The organism is Pedobacter cryoconitis, assembly GCF_014200595.1.
GTDB lineage: Bacteria > Bacteroidota > Bacteroidia > Sphingobacteriales > Sphingobacteriaceae > Pedobacter > Pedobacter cryoconitis_C.
Window position 1 is genome coordinate 437,872 of the sequence record NZ_JACHCG010000004.1, and the last position, 15,346, is coordinate 453,217.

The window sequence follows — 15,346 nt, forward strand, 5'->3', positions numbered from 1 at the left end:
AAATACAATAATTAATATTATCCTAACACGAGAGCTTTTTAATCCTTATATTTTTGTCCGTTAAACAAAAATTTCAGATATGAAAAAAACGCTACTCTTAATCTTATTGTTTTCAGGCCTTTTTCTCCCGGCCCAGCTGTTCGCTCAGCTGGTCAGCTGGAACTTTACAGGGCCTGGTTCTTTAAACACTGCCACAGCTAATGTAGCTGACCCCGGACTTTCCTTTACCCCAATATTGACACGTTCTACAGCAGCAGTTGCCAGCGCAGGTGCCAACTCTTTCAGAACAGTTAAATTCGGAAATACAGGTATTTCAATTACCAGCCCCAACTATTTTGAGTTTACACTCTCTGCTGCTGCCGGTAAAAAGATGTCTTTATCCACCATAGATGCTGCCTATCAGGGTACTGCGGGTTATTTTGCAGGTGCAGGCGCGTCCAATCAATTCGCCTATAGCCTGGACAACACGACATTCACTTTGATTGGCTCACCAACTATCATTACAAAAACAGGTGCTGCCCCGGTAGTTTATCCGACTATCGATATCTCAGGCATTGCTGCATTGCAAAATGTACCTGCGGGAATGACGGTCACTTTTCGTTATTTTGCCAGTGGACAAACCTCTACAGGCGGATGGGGCTTCTTCTCCCCTGACGCCAGCCAGGGATTAAAAATTGGAGGTACGATTACTGCGCTTGGCGGCGGTACAGATACCACTCCTCCGGTCAATGCTTCCGGTTATCCTAAAACCAGCGCAATTACCTCAACCGCTGTTGACCTGTCAAGCAATATCAATGAAGATGGAACTACTTATTATGTTTTAATCCCCGCTACAGGAACAGCACCATTAACGGCCGCTCAAATTAAAGCGGGTACAGATGGAAGCGGAAACCCTGCATTTAAATCCGGATCTTTAATCAATACACCAAATTCAGATGCGGTCGTTACACTAAATGGTTTAAATGCCGCTACTGCTTATAAAATATATGTGATATCGGCCGATGCCGCAACCACACCAAACATCCAGACTACTTTTACTACGCTGAATGTCACCACAGGCACTGCCGATTTAACACCTCCTGTTTTTACAGCAACTTATCCGAAACTGAGTAATATTGCAGCCAATTCAATTACGCTGCTCAGCAATATCAATGAAACAGGAACAACATATTATGTAGTAACTCCTGCTACGGGAACAGCACCATTAACTCCCGTACAGGTTAAAAATGGCCTGGACGGTACTGGAAGCCCTGCTTTCAAAGCCGGATCTTTTGCCAATACACCAAATACTGAAGTTTCAGCAAACCTGGCTGGATTAAGTTCATCTACTGCTTACAAGATTTATGTAGTTGCAGCAGATGCAGCTTCTACCCCGAACCTGCAAACTACGATAACTACACTTACTGCAACAACTATTGGTACGCCACTGGTCAGCGCCCCGGTTATCATCAGTCAATATTATGAAGGTACATCTGTCAATAAATGGATCGAATTAACTAACCTGAGCAATGCACCTGTAAATACTGCTTCCCCGCAGTTAAAATTGGCGCTGTATAATATTTCGGGCGATGCAGGAAATATTAATATCACACCTGCCCCATCCCAAACAATGGATCTGAATGTGATTATTCCCGCTCAGGGCTCTGTATTGATCGGAAATACCGGTAATGGAAATGAAGTCCCTTATTTAACAGCAACCAGTGCAGCACAAACCAGTAATGCTGTCATTAATTTTAATGGAAATGATGGTGTAGCGTTATTGGATGCGTCCAACAATATTATAGATGCATTTGGACAGGGTGTAAATGCAAAAGATGTCTCTTATGTTAGAAATATCACTGTCACAGCACCCAGCCCAACTTTTATCGTTGAGGACTGGACAAGATTACCACTTGCTATTGTTCAGAATGCGAGTGATGATGATGACCTTAATGGTTTAGGGGTACATTTTCCACCTAACTTATCGCCTTGTGCTGCACCAACTGTAGCTGCGGCTGATTTAACTTTCAGCAAGGTCAATACCAGTAGTATTACTTTATCTTTTACGGCTTCTACAGCTGCAAATGAGTACCTGATTATCCGCAGCACAAGCAGCACTTTAACAGCAATGCCACAGGATGGAACTGTTTACAACCCGGGCACTGCAATAGGCGGCGGTACGGTTGCAGGTCGTATTGTTAATACAACTTTAACTGACCTCAACTTAACCAGCTCTACTAAATACTATTATTTTATTTTCCCATTAAACAATGTTTCCTGTACAGGTGGGCCAAAATATCTGTTTACAAACTATCTGACCGCAAACCAGACTACAGCGACCTTATCAGTTTGTGCAACGCCAGTTAGCCAGCCTTCGGACTTTACGGTAACTTCTTCTAATTATAACTTTATCCAGGGTAGTTATCAGCCCGCAGCAGCGGCGGACGAATATCTGGTGGTGATGAGTACCAGCAGTAATTTGACCGCCAATCCACTGAATCAAACTATTTACAATATTGGTGATCAGCTTGGCGGAGGGACAGTTATTAAAAGAGGGACAGGCAATAGTTTCATCAGAAGCGGACTTGCCCAAAACACAACTTATTATTTTTACATTTTTGCCCTGAACAGCAGTTGCAGTGGCGGCCCGCTTTATTTAACGGCTGCTCCGCTTACCGGCATGCAAAAAACGGGTGTCTTAGATGCAGACAACTTAAATTTCTATTATGGAAACCTGCATAGTCACAGCAGTTATTCTGATGGAAACAAAGACGACAAAACTAAAAAACCTGAAGACGATTATGCATTTGCCAAGAACTCCATGAAAATGGACTTTTTAGGGATTTCTGAGCATAACCATACACAAGCAGGCATGTCACTCGCTTATTGGAAGCCCGGTATCGAAGCTGCCAAAAATGCAACAACTTCAACTTTCCTTGCCCTGCATGGAATGGAATGGGGTGTAATTAGTGGCGGTGGCCACGTGATCGTTTATGGTATCGATTCTTTGATCGGATGGGAAGCTGGCGAGAACCAGATCTTTGTTCCTAAAAGCACCTATACAGGTAATAATGGCTTATTTAAAGTTATTAACCGTCATGGCCTGAATGCGATTGCAACACTTGCTCACCCGAATACAACGGATTACAACAATATTTCAGCTACTTATGACCTGAGTGCAGATAGTGCAATTGTAGGCGCTGCTTTAGAAAGCGGGCCTGCATTTTCAACCAACCTTACTTATTCTGACCCGGCCAGTTCAATGAGCTACCTGAGTTATTATAACAGGATGCTTGCCAGAGGATATCATTTGGGTGCAACTATAGATCATGATAACCACAATATGACTTTTGGACGCCATACACGCGCCAGATTAGTTGTACTGGCACCAGCATTAACAGAAAATGATTTGCTGGACGCCATGAAGAAAATGCGCTTTTACGCTTCTGAAGATTCAGCTGCAAAAGTCACTTTCTTATTGAATAAAGAGCCGGTAGGCAGTGTATTTACAGGTGTAGGGACACCAGAGATTTCTGTGAGTACAGCAACTACAAGTCCTGTTTCCAGTATTAAATTATTTTATGGTACACCGGGCACGGGTGTGAACCCTGTTCAGGTAACCAGCAGCAGTTCTGGAACTTTAAGTTTCAAGCATGAAGCTTTAGCAAATCTGGCAACGGGTTATTATTATGCAGATATTGTAGAAGCTGATGGCAGCAGGATCATTACTTCCCCAATCTGGTATAGCCGTGATGACAGTTATGTTAAAAAAACACAGACGATCACTTTTGCTCCTGAAAGAAGCGCAACTTACGGAGACCCTGACCTGGAAATCGGTGCAAGCAGTGATAACCCAGCTATTAAGCTAACTTATACAACCAGCGACCCTAAAAAGGCGACCATCACAGATGGCAAAATACAAATCCATAGTGCGGGTAAAGTTACACTGACAGCAAATCAAAAAGGTGACGCTTACTTTAGTGCTGGTACAGCAAGCCAGGTATTGACGATCATTCCAAAATCCATCTTTGTTAAAGCAGAAGGCAAACAAAAACTGACAGGTATGGCAGATCCTGTATTCACCTATACCACGACTTCAACTTTACTGGATTCGGCTGCTTTTACGGGAAGTCTGACCAGGGCACCAGGAGAAACTCCTGGAAATTATGCAATCACACAGGGTACACTTGCTTTAGATTCCAACTACCTGATCAATTATACGCCTGCCGCATTAAAGATTCTGGACAGACCTTCAGCTCAGATCAGTGGTGATATCCATACCAGTGTTAATGCGCCATCACCTGTAGTTACTTTCACTGCACAGAAAGGGACTGCGCCATTTACATTTACTTACCATATCAATACGGGAGCGGATCAGACGGTAACTACCACCGGAAGTACGGCTACACTCAATGTTCCAACCGCAACCGCAGGAAGTTATGTTTATACACTGACCAAAATTACCGATGCGAATAGTGCCGAAGTACAAAATTTATCGTCAACGGTTACTGTTCATACTTTGCCAGCCGCTCAAATCACAAGTACGGGTAATGTATGTATCAACGGTAAAGCACCAATAGTCACTTTTACAGGGACTGGCGGAACTGCTCCATATACTTTTACTTATAATTTGAATGGAAGCAGTAAAACGATTACGACCAGTTCAGCTATCGCAACTGTAGAGGCTCCTTCCAACTATTCAGGTGTATTTACCTATGCGCTGTTAAGTGTTTCGGATACTTATGGAACACAGGTTCAAACTGGAAATACAGTAATTACAATCAACGATTTACCAGCTGTACAAATCATCAGTGACAAAGGAGAAAGCATTTCTAAAGGGAGCGTATTGCAGCTTACTGCAACCGGAGGCGCGAAATATAGCTGGACGGGCAGCGAAATCCTGAGCGGACAGTATACGGCAACAGTAGCGATCAGGCCGAAACAAAGCGGCACTTATAAAGTGACAGTTACGAATGCCAGTGGCTGTACTGCGGATCAGTCTGTTTACATCACTGTTGTGGATGATTATAAACTGGAAGCCGGAACTTTAGTTACCCCGAATGGTGATGGTATCAATGATAAGTTCGTGATTAAGAATATCGATTATTACCCGAATAACACGCTTAAATTATTTGATAAAGCGGGCCGCGTATTTTATACTAAAAGCGCTTATGCGAATGATTGGGATGGTACGGTGAATGGTAGTCCGCTAGCGGAAGGTACCTATTACTACATCCTGGACCTGGGGCCTGGCTTAGGGACTTTGAAAGGTTATATCAATATTTTAAGAGACTAATTTACGCTAGAAACATGAGATTAATTATATATATAAAGCAAATCAGCCGTATTGCCATCTGCTTATTTGCCGGAACTACCGTTCTGTTCCTGAATACTGCCAAGGGTCAGATACTACCACTTAATGCGCAATATTTCCAAAATAAGTACTTCGCGAACCCATCTATGGCGGGGATTAACAGCGGCCTGAATATCAATGCCAGCTTGCGCAAACAATGGTCTAATATACCGGGTGCACCGCTAACGCAGGGCATTACTTTAGATCAGCAATTAGATAAAGTTGGTTTGGGTGTGAATGTATACAATGAGAAGGCCGGAGGTATACAAATCACCAAAGCGGTGGCGACTTTTGCCTATCATTTACCTGTCAATGGAGAAGACCAGCAATTGAATTTTGGTGTTTCGTTCGGAACCAGCCGCGAGCGGTTCGATAGAGGCAGTATACAAAACAGTGATGGTAATGATCCTTCTATAGCCCGCTTCAATGACAGGGGATACTATTTTGATGGAGATTTTGGTGCTTCTTATACTTCTAACGGATTAAATGTGGAGGCAACTTTGCCCAACATGAGATCTGTACTGAGAAAGGATGATACAAATTATGCCGACAAACCGACTTTTTATACGGCGATCAGCTATAAGCTTGCTTTTGGCAGTGGTCTGGATGGCATCAATCTGGAGCCTAAAGCGGTGTACAGAGGAATAAAGAACTATAAAAATTTATGGGATGCGGGTGTAAACGCCAATTTCGCTGATGATAAGTTATCTGTAATGGGCATGTATCACAGTACGGAAAATGCGACAGTAGGCTTTGGGATTAATTATCTGAAAAGCTTATACATTATGGCCTATTACAATACAGCCACTTCTGCTTTAAAAGGTTATACGGGTGGGGATTTCGAAATTAATCTTCGTTTCAATATCGGTAAAAAGTAACCAGAAATACCTGTTTAAAAAGAAACCCGGCCGGATTATAATCCGGCCGGGTTTCTTTTTAAACAGGATTTACTGCGCAACAGAAGTCACTTGGTTATAGTCTTTAAGTATCGTATTTAAGAAATCCAGTTCATGCATCCCTGCGGGTAAGCTCACCCCTAAACGTGCTTTGATTTTATCTGCCATCGCATAAACCAGTTCATAATGTGCGGTCTGGTAATAAGTTGTCAGCACTTCATGGATCAGCTCAGCTTCCTGATCATTGAGCAGGTGAACGTTGGTAAAAACAGGTATATATTCCTCTGCTTCTGGTGCAAAAGCAATTTGTTCGAGTGTAGTACGCCCAATAGTTTTAATCACAGTAGTTGCTGCAACCAGATCTCCGATCCTTTGTTTACGCTCAGATAAAGTGACACAAAGCAAGCCTCCTATTTGTCCGGTCAGCCAAAAATCGACCAGTCTGAATAACCAGCGGATAAAGTACTGGCCGATACCGGCCTGTCCGCCATCCAGGCTGATGACTTTAATTTTCATTAACTTTTTCCCGGGACTCTGACCGTTAAAGAAAATCTCAAAGATCAGGTGATAGAAAACAAAGGCGATACCATAAAGAACATACAGACCGATAAATACCACATTCCACTTAGGAATAGCAATGACACCAATAAAAAATATAAACAATAAAAGCACTGCGAACAGCACGCCAAAATCTATCATCCTTGCCGCTATACGTTCGCCTAAACCAGCAACAGGATAGTCAATATCCACATGCTGAGTGGTGTTTACCTTTATTGTTTCCATAAAAAACAAATATAATATTGATATTTAATTAATTATTGCAAAATCACTTTTTGTCAGTATTTTAACCGAAAATTAGATTCGCTATGAGGGAGGCCTTGTTCGTTAAACAGAATTCCGAAAAGTGGAAGGCCTATGAGCATTCACCTGCGACTCACCCGGACGAGATCGCAGACCGTTTTATAGACATCACAAACGATCTCTCTTATGCTAAAACATTCTATCCCAAATCTAAAACGACCAGTTATCTGAATGGTTTAGCTTCAACGCTGCACCAATCTATTTATAAGAATAAAAAAGAAGATAAAAACAGGTTTGTTAATTTCTGGAAGTTTGAACTGCCTTTGCTGTTTTATACTTACCGGATGCAATTGTTATATGCTTTCCTGTTTTTTACAATTTCAGCGTCCATAGGCGTTCTGTCAGCAAAATATGATGACCAGTTTGTCAGGCTGATTCTCGGTGACAGCTATGTAAATATGACCAATGAGAACATTACCAAAGGCGATCCTTTTGGTGTATATAAGCAGACTTCAGAATTCCCCATGTTCTTCTCTATTGCAGCAAATAATATTTATGTGTCGCTATTGATGTTTGTAAGCGGTATATTTTTATCCATCGGCCCGATTTTCTACCTGTTACAAAACGGGATCATGCTGGGTTCTTTTGAATATTATTTTTTCAGCAGAGGTCTGGGCATAGAATCCATCTTAGTGATCTGGATTCATGGTACTTTAGAAATTTCGGCCATTATTATTGCAGGGGCCGCCGGCCTGGTTCTTGGCCATGGTCTGCTTTTCCCAAAAACATATACGCGCTTTCAAGCCTTTAAACAAAGTGCCAGAGATGGTACTAAAATCGCATTGGGCATTGTCCCGATCCTGTTAGTTGCCGCCTTTTTTGAAGGTTTTATTACCCGCCATACAGAAATGCCGGTATGGATGAGTACAGGTATTTTAGCCCTGTCACTTATTTTTATCATCTGGTATGTCATTTTATACCCATTAACTCTTTCCAAACGCAATCATCCATCCCAAAATGTCTGAAAAAGTAGAATTCAAAAAGCTCCGTGAATTTGGAGATATTATTAACGATACCATCAAATTCTTCAAAGAGAATTTCAAACCTTTATTAAAAGTGTTCGTCTATTTTTGCGGTGTATTCATTGTAGCCGGAATGATTGCGGCCATCTTTCAGCAGATTGGTATGCAGCGTGCCATCAGAAATATGGATGTAACAAATACTTACGGCAAACTGGCCGGCCTGTTCTCTATTGCTTATTTCTTTGTTGCGCTGATCGGAATACTAGGTTACACGGCTTTAAACGTTTCTATTTTAAGCTTTATAGCTTTATATATAGAGAAAGGGAATGCAGCGCCTACAGTAGAAGAAGTATGGGGTTATTTTAAGTATTACTTTCTCCGGGTATTTGGCAGTAGCTTCTTGCTTGGACTTCTCCTGATTGTTAGTTTTTCTTTATGTCTGATTCCTGGTTTTTACATGTTTCCTGCCATCTCACTGATGATCCCCATCATGATTTTTGAGAATGCAAGTCTGGGCTATGCCTTTAATCAGTCTTTCAGGTTATTGAAAGAAAACTGGTGGATTACCGCAGCCACGTTACTTATCCTTTGGGTAATTACTTATGCGACGTCGTCCCTGGCTTCTTTACCTGCTATTATTTTAACTATGGTCAGCGCGCTGACTAATGGGCCAAAAGGGCTAAGCAATACTGTAATTATTATTTCTACTGTCATTCAGTATCTCTGCCAGGTTTTTATGATTATTCCGATTATTGGTATCTCTCTTTGTTATTTTAATCTTTCTGAGCGCAAGAATAGTACGGGTTTAATGGACCGTATTCAAAAGATGGGACAAGAGGGAAATCCTTTCCCTAACAAAGAAGAATACTAACATGTTCAAATACCTGGTCGCTTTTCTCTTTGTATTAACTGTACAGTTTTTTCCTGTTCAGGCGAAGCAGTCTGTTAAGACTAGCCTGGCTGTTCCGGCGAAAGTGAGTCTGGCTGTTCCGGCAAAAGTAAAACCGCTCAGGAGTGACAGCAGTAAAATACAACTCAGAAGTTTCGATGCGCAAAAGCTGAAGTCTTACAGTCAGCAAACGGATTTTAAATATGACCAGCCAGCACCAATTGATGCCAGTTTATGGGATCGGTTCTGGGCATGGTTCTGGAGAAAGCTTTCGGGGGTTGCAAGAATCAACTATTCAGTAAACTTCTTCAGATATATTATAATCGCAGCTTTCATCGCTTTAATTGTCTTTGTGGTCATTAAATTTACAGGTGTCGATTTCAAACTTTTTATAGGCAAATCGAAAGCGGTAGCTATTCCTTATGCAGAGTCCACTGATAATATTCATGAGATAGACTTTAACACAGAAATAGATCAAGCTATTCAAAGTGCCAATTACAGACTTGCAGTAAGATTGATGTATTTACTTTCCCTGAAAAAACTGAACAGCAGAAACCTGATTAACTGGCAGCCTGAAAAGACCAATCAAACTTATATCAGGGAAATTGCTGATCCGCAGCAAAGAGCGCAGTTCAGCTTGCTGACCACGCAGTTTGAATATATCTGGTACGGCGAATTCTTTATTGATCATGAAAACTTTAAGCAAGTACGAAATAGTTATGACCAGTTTAATACAGCACTGTCATGACAGGGATGAGATTATATCTGATCGGCAGTGCCACTGTATTAATTTTATACCTGGTTGCACAGTATTATAAGCCAAAACCAACTGACTGGAGCCCCACCTATCTCAAAGAAGATAAAATACCTTACGGGCTTTATGTTTTAAATCAGGAAAAGGAAACTATTTTCCCGGGTGCACAACTTAAAACAAGCAGGCTGCCTGTATATAATACTTTAAAGGATCAGCATTATCAAAAGACCAGTTATCTTTTCATAGCCAGCAGTCTGCAATTTGATAAACCCGACTATCAGGAGCTGGTGAAATTTATGAATGCAGGAAACCAGGTATTCATTGCCGCTTTTAACCTGGGAAAAGTACTGAGCGACACCCTTAAACTAGAAACAAGCACGATTTTATCTGCCACCGTAAAACCTGGTTCCATCAACTTTGTAAACCCGGCGCTGAAAGCAAAAAGCGGTTATGTTTTTGACAAGGGATTAGGAGACCAGTATTTCACAAATGTTGACACTTCCCGCTGTACAGTTTTGGGAAGGAACAACAATGGAGAGGTAAATTTTATAAAATATACTTTTGGTAAAGGCGCATTATACATCTTACCTAATCCACAGCTATTAACTAATTATAGTTTACTTCAACCTGCGGGTGCAGCCTATGCTGCTAAAGCTCTTTCTTATCTGCAAACCGGTAAAACGCTGATCTGGGATGAAAACAGCACAAAGGGTAATATAGAAAACGGCTCTATTTTAAGGGTCTTTTTCAAACACGATCAATTACGCTGGGCCTATTGCCTGGCACTGACCGGCTTACTGGTTTTTGTCCTGTTTGAGATGAAACGCAGACAGCGGATTATTCCTGTTTTACTGCCCTTAAAAAATTCCTCTGCTGAGTTTGTGACGGTCGTTGGAAAAGTATATTATCAGCAGCGCAACAATAGTGATATTGCACAAAAGAAGATCAATTATTTTTTAGAATATATCCGTTTAACCTACCGCCTGAAAACTTTAAAAACGGACGAAGAGTTTATTTCCTCTTTAATACTGATATCGGGCGCACAGGAGGAAACAACAAGGCAGTTATTTACAGTCATCAATACAATTCATCATGGAAGTAAAGTTACCGACACACTCCTGATTGAACTAAACAAATTAATAGAGAAATTTTATAATCAAGCGAAATAACAATGGAAGCGGAAACAGCTAATCAAAGAACCGACCTTACACAGCTTAATTTGGCAGTAGAGCAGATCAGGGAATCAATTGGCCATATCATTGTAGGCCAGAAAGATACTATTGACTTCCTGATTGCCGGTATTCTGGCCGATGGGCACCTTTTACTGGAAGGCGTTCCGGGAGTTGCTAAAACACTCAGTGCCAAACTAATTGCAAAAAGTATCGACGCTGTCTTTTCAAGAATTCAGTTTACACCCGATCTCATGCCTTCGGATGTGCTGGGGACTTCTGTATTCGACCCCAGATCAGCATCTTTTGAGTATAGAAAGGGCCCTGTTTTCGGAAATATTATCCTGATTGACGAGATCAACCGTGCACCTGCAAAAACACAGTCAGCACTGTTTGAAGTCATGGAAGAACGTCAGGTCACTGTAGATGGCCATACCTACGCAATGGACGAACCTTTTATGGTACTGGCTACACAAAATCCAGTGGAACATGAAGGAACTTACAGATTGCCCGAAGCGCAGTTAGACCGGTTTTTATTTAAGATAGAGATTAAATATCCTACGCTTGAAGAAGAGATCATTATTCTGTCCAGACAACATCAGCAGAAACTGGAAGATGAACTAAAGGAGATTAAGGCCGTTTTAAGTATAGAACAGATCAAGACTTGCCGCGCGCTGATCAAAGCATTACATGTAGAACCCAAATTAATTGAATACGCGGCAAAGATTGTTCATGAAACCAGGAATAATAAGTCGCTGTACCTGGGTGCTTCACCACGCGCTTCTTTAGCATTAATCAATGGGGCAAAAGCCATTGCCGCAATGCAGGGCCGTGATTTTGTAACCCCCGAAGATATCATTAAAGTCGCAGCCCCTGTACTTGCACACCGGATTATGCTGAGTCCTGATAAAGAAATGGAGGGTTTAACACCTGGTGATATCGTTGCCCAGATTATTCAAAAAATAGAGATCCCAAGGTAAACCATAAAAAGATTGAAACACTTATTCATCAAATATTACAAAGACCTTTTTCTGGGTAAAAGACTGTTTGCTGGCTTAGGCTTTTGTATCAGCCTATTTCTGTTCGCTTTCTTTTTGCCCTGGCTGGGTGACTTGCCTTATATCTGCTTTTGGGCACTACTGCTATTGGTATTTATTGACCTGGCCTTATTGTTTAGCGGTAAAGGTGTGTTTTTACGCCGTGATCTTCCCGAAAGACTAAGTAATGGAGATGACAACGAGCTTCATATTTATGTGGAAAGCTTTTTTACCTTCCCTATAGCGATTGGAATTATTGATGAAATCCCTTTTCAGTTTCAAAAAAGAGATTTATGGTTTACAAGCAGGTTAAAAGCCGGGGAACAGAAAACAATTACTTATGCACTAAGACCAGTCAAAAGAGGTGAATATACCTTTGGGCAGACGCGCCTCTATGTCAAATCACCACTGGGTTTGGTTTCCCGCAGATTCAATTTCGGAACTGCATATACTGTTCCTGTTTACCCTTCTTTTCTTCAGCTGCGTAAATATGAGCTGATGGCCATATCTAACAGGCTGACGGAAATAGGGATTAAAAAAATCAGGCGTGTTGGACACAGCATGGAATTCGATCAGGTAAAAAACTATGTGCAGGGCGATGATTATCGCACGGTGAACTGGAAAGCGACGGCCAGAAAGGGTGAGCTGATGGTGAATTCTTTTGTGGAGGAAAAGGCGCAGCATATTTACTGTATCATTGATAAGTCGAGAGTAATGAAAATGCCTTTTGACGGGTTAAGTTTAATGGATTACGCAATTAACGCAAGTTTAGTCCTGTCTAATGTGGCCCTGTTAAAAGAGGATAAAGCAGGGCTGATTACGCTTTCAGAAAAGGTAGGGAGCGTTGTTCCCGCAGACCGCAGGCCGGGCCAGCTGGGCAAAATAATGGAAGTTTTGTACAAAGAAAAAACGCAATACCTGGAAAGCAATATTGAAGCCTTGCATCTGGCTATCCGCAGTGTAATCAAACAGCGGAGCCTGATTCTCTTTTTCACAAATTACGAAAGCATGTCTGCCTTACACAGACAGCTTCCTTTTTTAAAACATATCGCCAAATTTCATTTGCTGATGATTGTCTTCTTCGAAAATACAGCCGTCAAATCAATGAGTGATCTGCCCGCCAAGGATGTAGAAGGCATCTATATTAAAACCATCGCAGAAAAGTTTGTCTACGAAAAGCGGCTTATGGTCAAAGAATTGGCAAAACATGGTATTCTCAGTATCCTGACTTCACCAGAAAATTTAACGGTCAATGTGGTTAACCGTTATCTGGCTATTAAAGCACAGCAGAAAATCTAGCTCAGCACAAGTTCCATTTGAATATTACAGCGTTCATAAGGCGTAATCCTGCCAGCTACTTTTACAAAACCTAACTTATGATATAAGTTAATAGCAGGTTTCAGGATTGTATTACTCTCCAGGTATATTTTCTGAGCGCCTAATTCTTTTGCTTTCTGAGCGATGGCACTTCCCAGTAACCACCCAATACTTTTTCCCTGTACAGCCGGAGATACTGCCATTTTAGCCAGCTCGTAATCATAGTCCGGATCATTCATCTTAATGAGTGCACAAACGCCTACGGGCTCACCTTGATACAACGCAACCAGTATATAGCCTCCTTTATCCAGGATATAACCTTGCGGATCATCAAGCGCATTATAATCTGCCTGCTCCATTTTAAACCAGTTGGAGATCCATTGTTCATTGAGTGCCCTGAAGGCCTGCTGATATTCCGGCACATAGTTCACGATAGTAACTTCTTTGCTTTCCCGTTCTTTTTTAATCTCCTGCACACGACGTAAAAGTGTTTTCTGTCCCAATAAAAATTCCCACTCTTCCATAGCTTTCCATAAATCGTTTCTGGATTGTGCTGCTATATCTGCTACTGCCTGATCCAGGTCAGCATATTGATTTTGTATTTTTACGGTGATTTCGTCTCCTTTTGGGGAAAGGCTCACCATGTTCCTTCTACCATCGGTTTCGTCTTTTTTCTCGTCAACCAAACCTTTTTTTGCCATCTCTCCAATAATCTTACTCACCGAAGGATGGGAATGACCAATTTCTTTAGCGATTGCAGTAATAGTCATCGCTTCTCCCTGTGAAAGCACATAAAAAACCGGAAACCACTTGGGCTGCATATCGATATCATAACACTGATAAATCTGAGCTGCATCTTCTGTGATCTTCTCTGTCAACATCCGTAACCTGCTCCCTATTGCTTTTTTACCTACCTGATTGAAAAACTCCATTGTGTATACCTATTTACGTAACTGATTACGTAAATGTAGCAAGTATTTTTATAATTCAAAATATGAGTGGTGAAAATTTGTGATTCTGGTGACGAATGTCATCGGATAATATGACGGGCATCACAGGTAAACACCCTGTTTATCATCACTTTTACTTTAGTAAACACAAATATCTTTTGCTATGAAAACGATAACTGTACTAACCGATTTTTCCGCCAATGCAGAAAATGCAGCACGTTATGCTGTACGCCTTGCACAACATCTTCAGACAAATCTTACCCTTTATAATTCCTTTTTAGTACCCATGGCCGAACCTTTAGGTGGGCAGGTTTACTGGTCTATGGAAGATTACAATATTTTACAGAAAGACAGTGAAGAGCAGTTACGTGCACTGGGCGCCAGATTAGAGGAAGAACTCTCTACACTTCCAATTAACGCTTTCAGACCTGTTATAGATTTCAAATGCCAGGAAGGGCCTTTATATAGATATATCAATAGATTATCAGCAGACAGAGATCTGATGCTTTTGGTGATGGGTACGCACCGGAAAGGTTTAGGTTCCATAATTATGGGCAATCATATGCGCGAAATTATAGGTGCTGTACCCCTGCCAGTGCTGATCATACCTGAAAACCAAACCTTTAAAAAGCTGGATAAGCTTGTTTTCGCAACGGATATGGAGGATAGCGATCTGGAGGTTATTCAGGCACTTACAGCATTTGCAAAACCATCTCATGCAGAGATCACGTTAGCACATATACAACATCCGGATACTCCTGAAAACGATACAAAAAAATTGGTTACCAGTTTTCTGGAAGATGTAGCCAATAAAATAAACTATCCTAAAATTTATTACCGGGCGGTAGAACATGCTCCTGTTAAAACTGGTTTAAAATGGCTGGCAGAAAATGTGACTTGTAACCTGTTCGTGATGGTACATCGCCATAAAACTTTTCTGGAACAGCTTTTCAATTTAAGCAACACACAAAAGATGGCGGCAAATACCAATTTACCATTATTGATCTTTCCCTGCGCAGAAAACATAGCAATGGGACTGAACGCAAACCTGGAAACAGGTTACCAGGAAAACATAATCGCTGCTGCGATCAGTTAATTTTCACAAACACTATAAGATATAAAATTTTCCAATTTCTAATAAAAGGCCATTCTTTAAACAAGGAATGGCCTTTTATATGC

11 protein-coding genes are annotated in these 15,346 nt (G+C 41.3%); 9 read left to right on the forward strand and 2 right to left on the reverse strand.

The window, feature by feature from the left end; translation table 11 throughout:
• Window positions 1-79: 79 nt before the first annotated feature.
• On the forward strand, window positions 80-5,275 hold the full coding sequence (locus HDE70_RS21710; protein WP_183891810.1) for a CehA/McbA family metallohydrolase: 5,196 nt from the start codon (window positions 80-82) through the stop codon (window positions 5,273-5,275).
• Window positions 5,276-5,289: 14 nt separating this feature from the next.
• Window positions 5,290-6,210: a PorP/SprF family type IX secretion system membrane protein gene (locus tag HDE70_RS21715; protein WP_183891811.1), complete on the forward strand. Its 921-nt coding sequence runs from the start codon at window positions 5,290-5,292 to the stop codon at window positions 6,208-6,210.
• A gap of 69 nt (window positions 6,211-6,279) precedes the next feature.
• Here HDE70_RS21715 and HDE70_RS21720 read toward each other — a convergent pair whose 3' ends face one another.
• A complete protein-coding gene (locus tag HDE70_RS21720; protein WP_183891812.1) occupies window positions 6,280-7,011 on the reverse strand; it encodes an RDD family protein in 732 nt (243 codons plus the stop codon).
• A gap of 83 nt (window positions 7,012-7,094) precedes the next feature.
• On the opposite strand from HDE70_RS21720, the gene HDE70_RS21725 reads away from it, so the two are divergent.
• From HDE70_RS21725 to HDE70_RS21750, 6 genes are read left to right on the forward strand one after another with little or no spacing between them, the layout of a single operon-like run.
• Window positions 7,095-8,054 carry a stage II sporulation protein M gene (locus HDE70_RS21725; protein ID WP_183891813.1) on the forward strand — a complete coding sequence of 320 codons (960 nt, stop codon included), beginning with the start codon at window positions 7,095-7,097 and terminating at the stop codon, window positions 8,052-8,054.
• Window positions 8,047-8,922, forward strand: coding sequence for a hypothetical protein (locus HDE70_RS21730; protein WP_183891814.1), 876 nt, complete (start codon window positions 8,047-8,049; stop codon window positions 8,920-8,922). The genes HDE70_RS21725 and HDE70_RS21730 overlap by 8 nt, the downstream gene beginning before the upstream one ends.
• Before the next feature lies 1 nt (window position 8,923).
• Window positions 8,924-9,688: a DUF4129 domain-containing protein gene (locus HDE70_RS21735; RefSeq protein ID WP_183891815.1), complete on the forward strand. Its 765-nt coding sequence runs from the start codon at window positions 8,924-8,926 to the stop codon at window positions 9,686-9,688.
• On the forward strand, window positions 9,685-10,863 hold the full coding sequence (locus HDE70_RS21740) for a DUF4350 domain-containing protein (protein WP_183891816.1): 1,179 nt from the start codon (window positions 9,685-9,687) through the stop codon (window positions 10,861-10,863). The genes HDE70_RS21735 and HDE70_RS21740 overlap by 4 nt, the downstream gene beginning before the upstream one ends.
• A 2-nt stretch (window positions 10,864-10,865) precedes the next feature.
• Window positions 10,866-11,843 (forward strand): AAA family ATPase, encoded by a 978-nt coding sequence (locus tag HDE70_RS21745; protein ID WP_183891817.1) that lies wholly within the window; start codon window positions 10,866-10,868, stop codon window positions 11,841-11,843.
• A gap of 12 nt (window positions 11,844-11,855) precedes the next feature.
• Complete coding sequence (locus HDE70_RS21750) at window positions 11,856-13,199, forward strand: DUF58 domain-containing protein (protein ID WP_183891818.1); 1,344 nt, start codon at window positions 11,856-11,858, stop codon at window positions 13,197-13,199.
• Here HDE70_RS21750 and HDE70_RS21755 read toward each other — a convergent pair.
• Window positions 13,196-14,149 (reverse strand): GNAT family N-acetyltransferase, encoded by a 954-nt coding sequence (locus HDE70_RS21755; protein ID WP_183866033.1) that lies wholly within the window; start codon window positions 14,147-14,149, stop codon window positions 13,196-13,198. The two genes, HDE70_RS21750 and HDE70_RS21755, sit on opposite strands and share 4 nt — an antisense overlap.
• Window positions 14,150-14,330: 181 nt before the next feature.
• Here HDE70_RS21755 and HDE70_RS21760 point away from each other — a divergent pair, with 181 nt between their 5' ends.
• Entirely contained in the window at window positions 14,331-15,263 is a 933-nt protein-coding gene (locus HDE70_RS21760) for a universal stress protein (RefSeq protein WP_183891819.1), read from the forward strand.
• Window positions 15,264-15,346 lie beyond the last annotated feature (83 nt).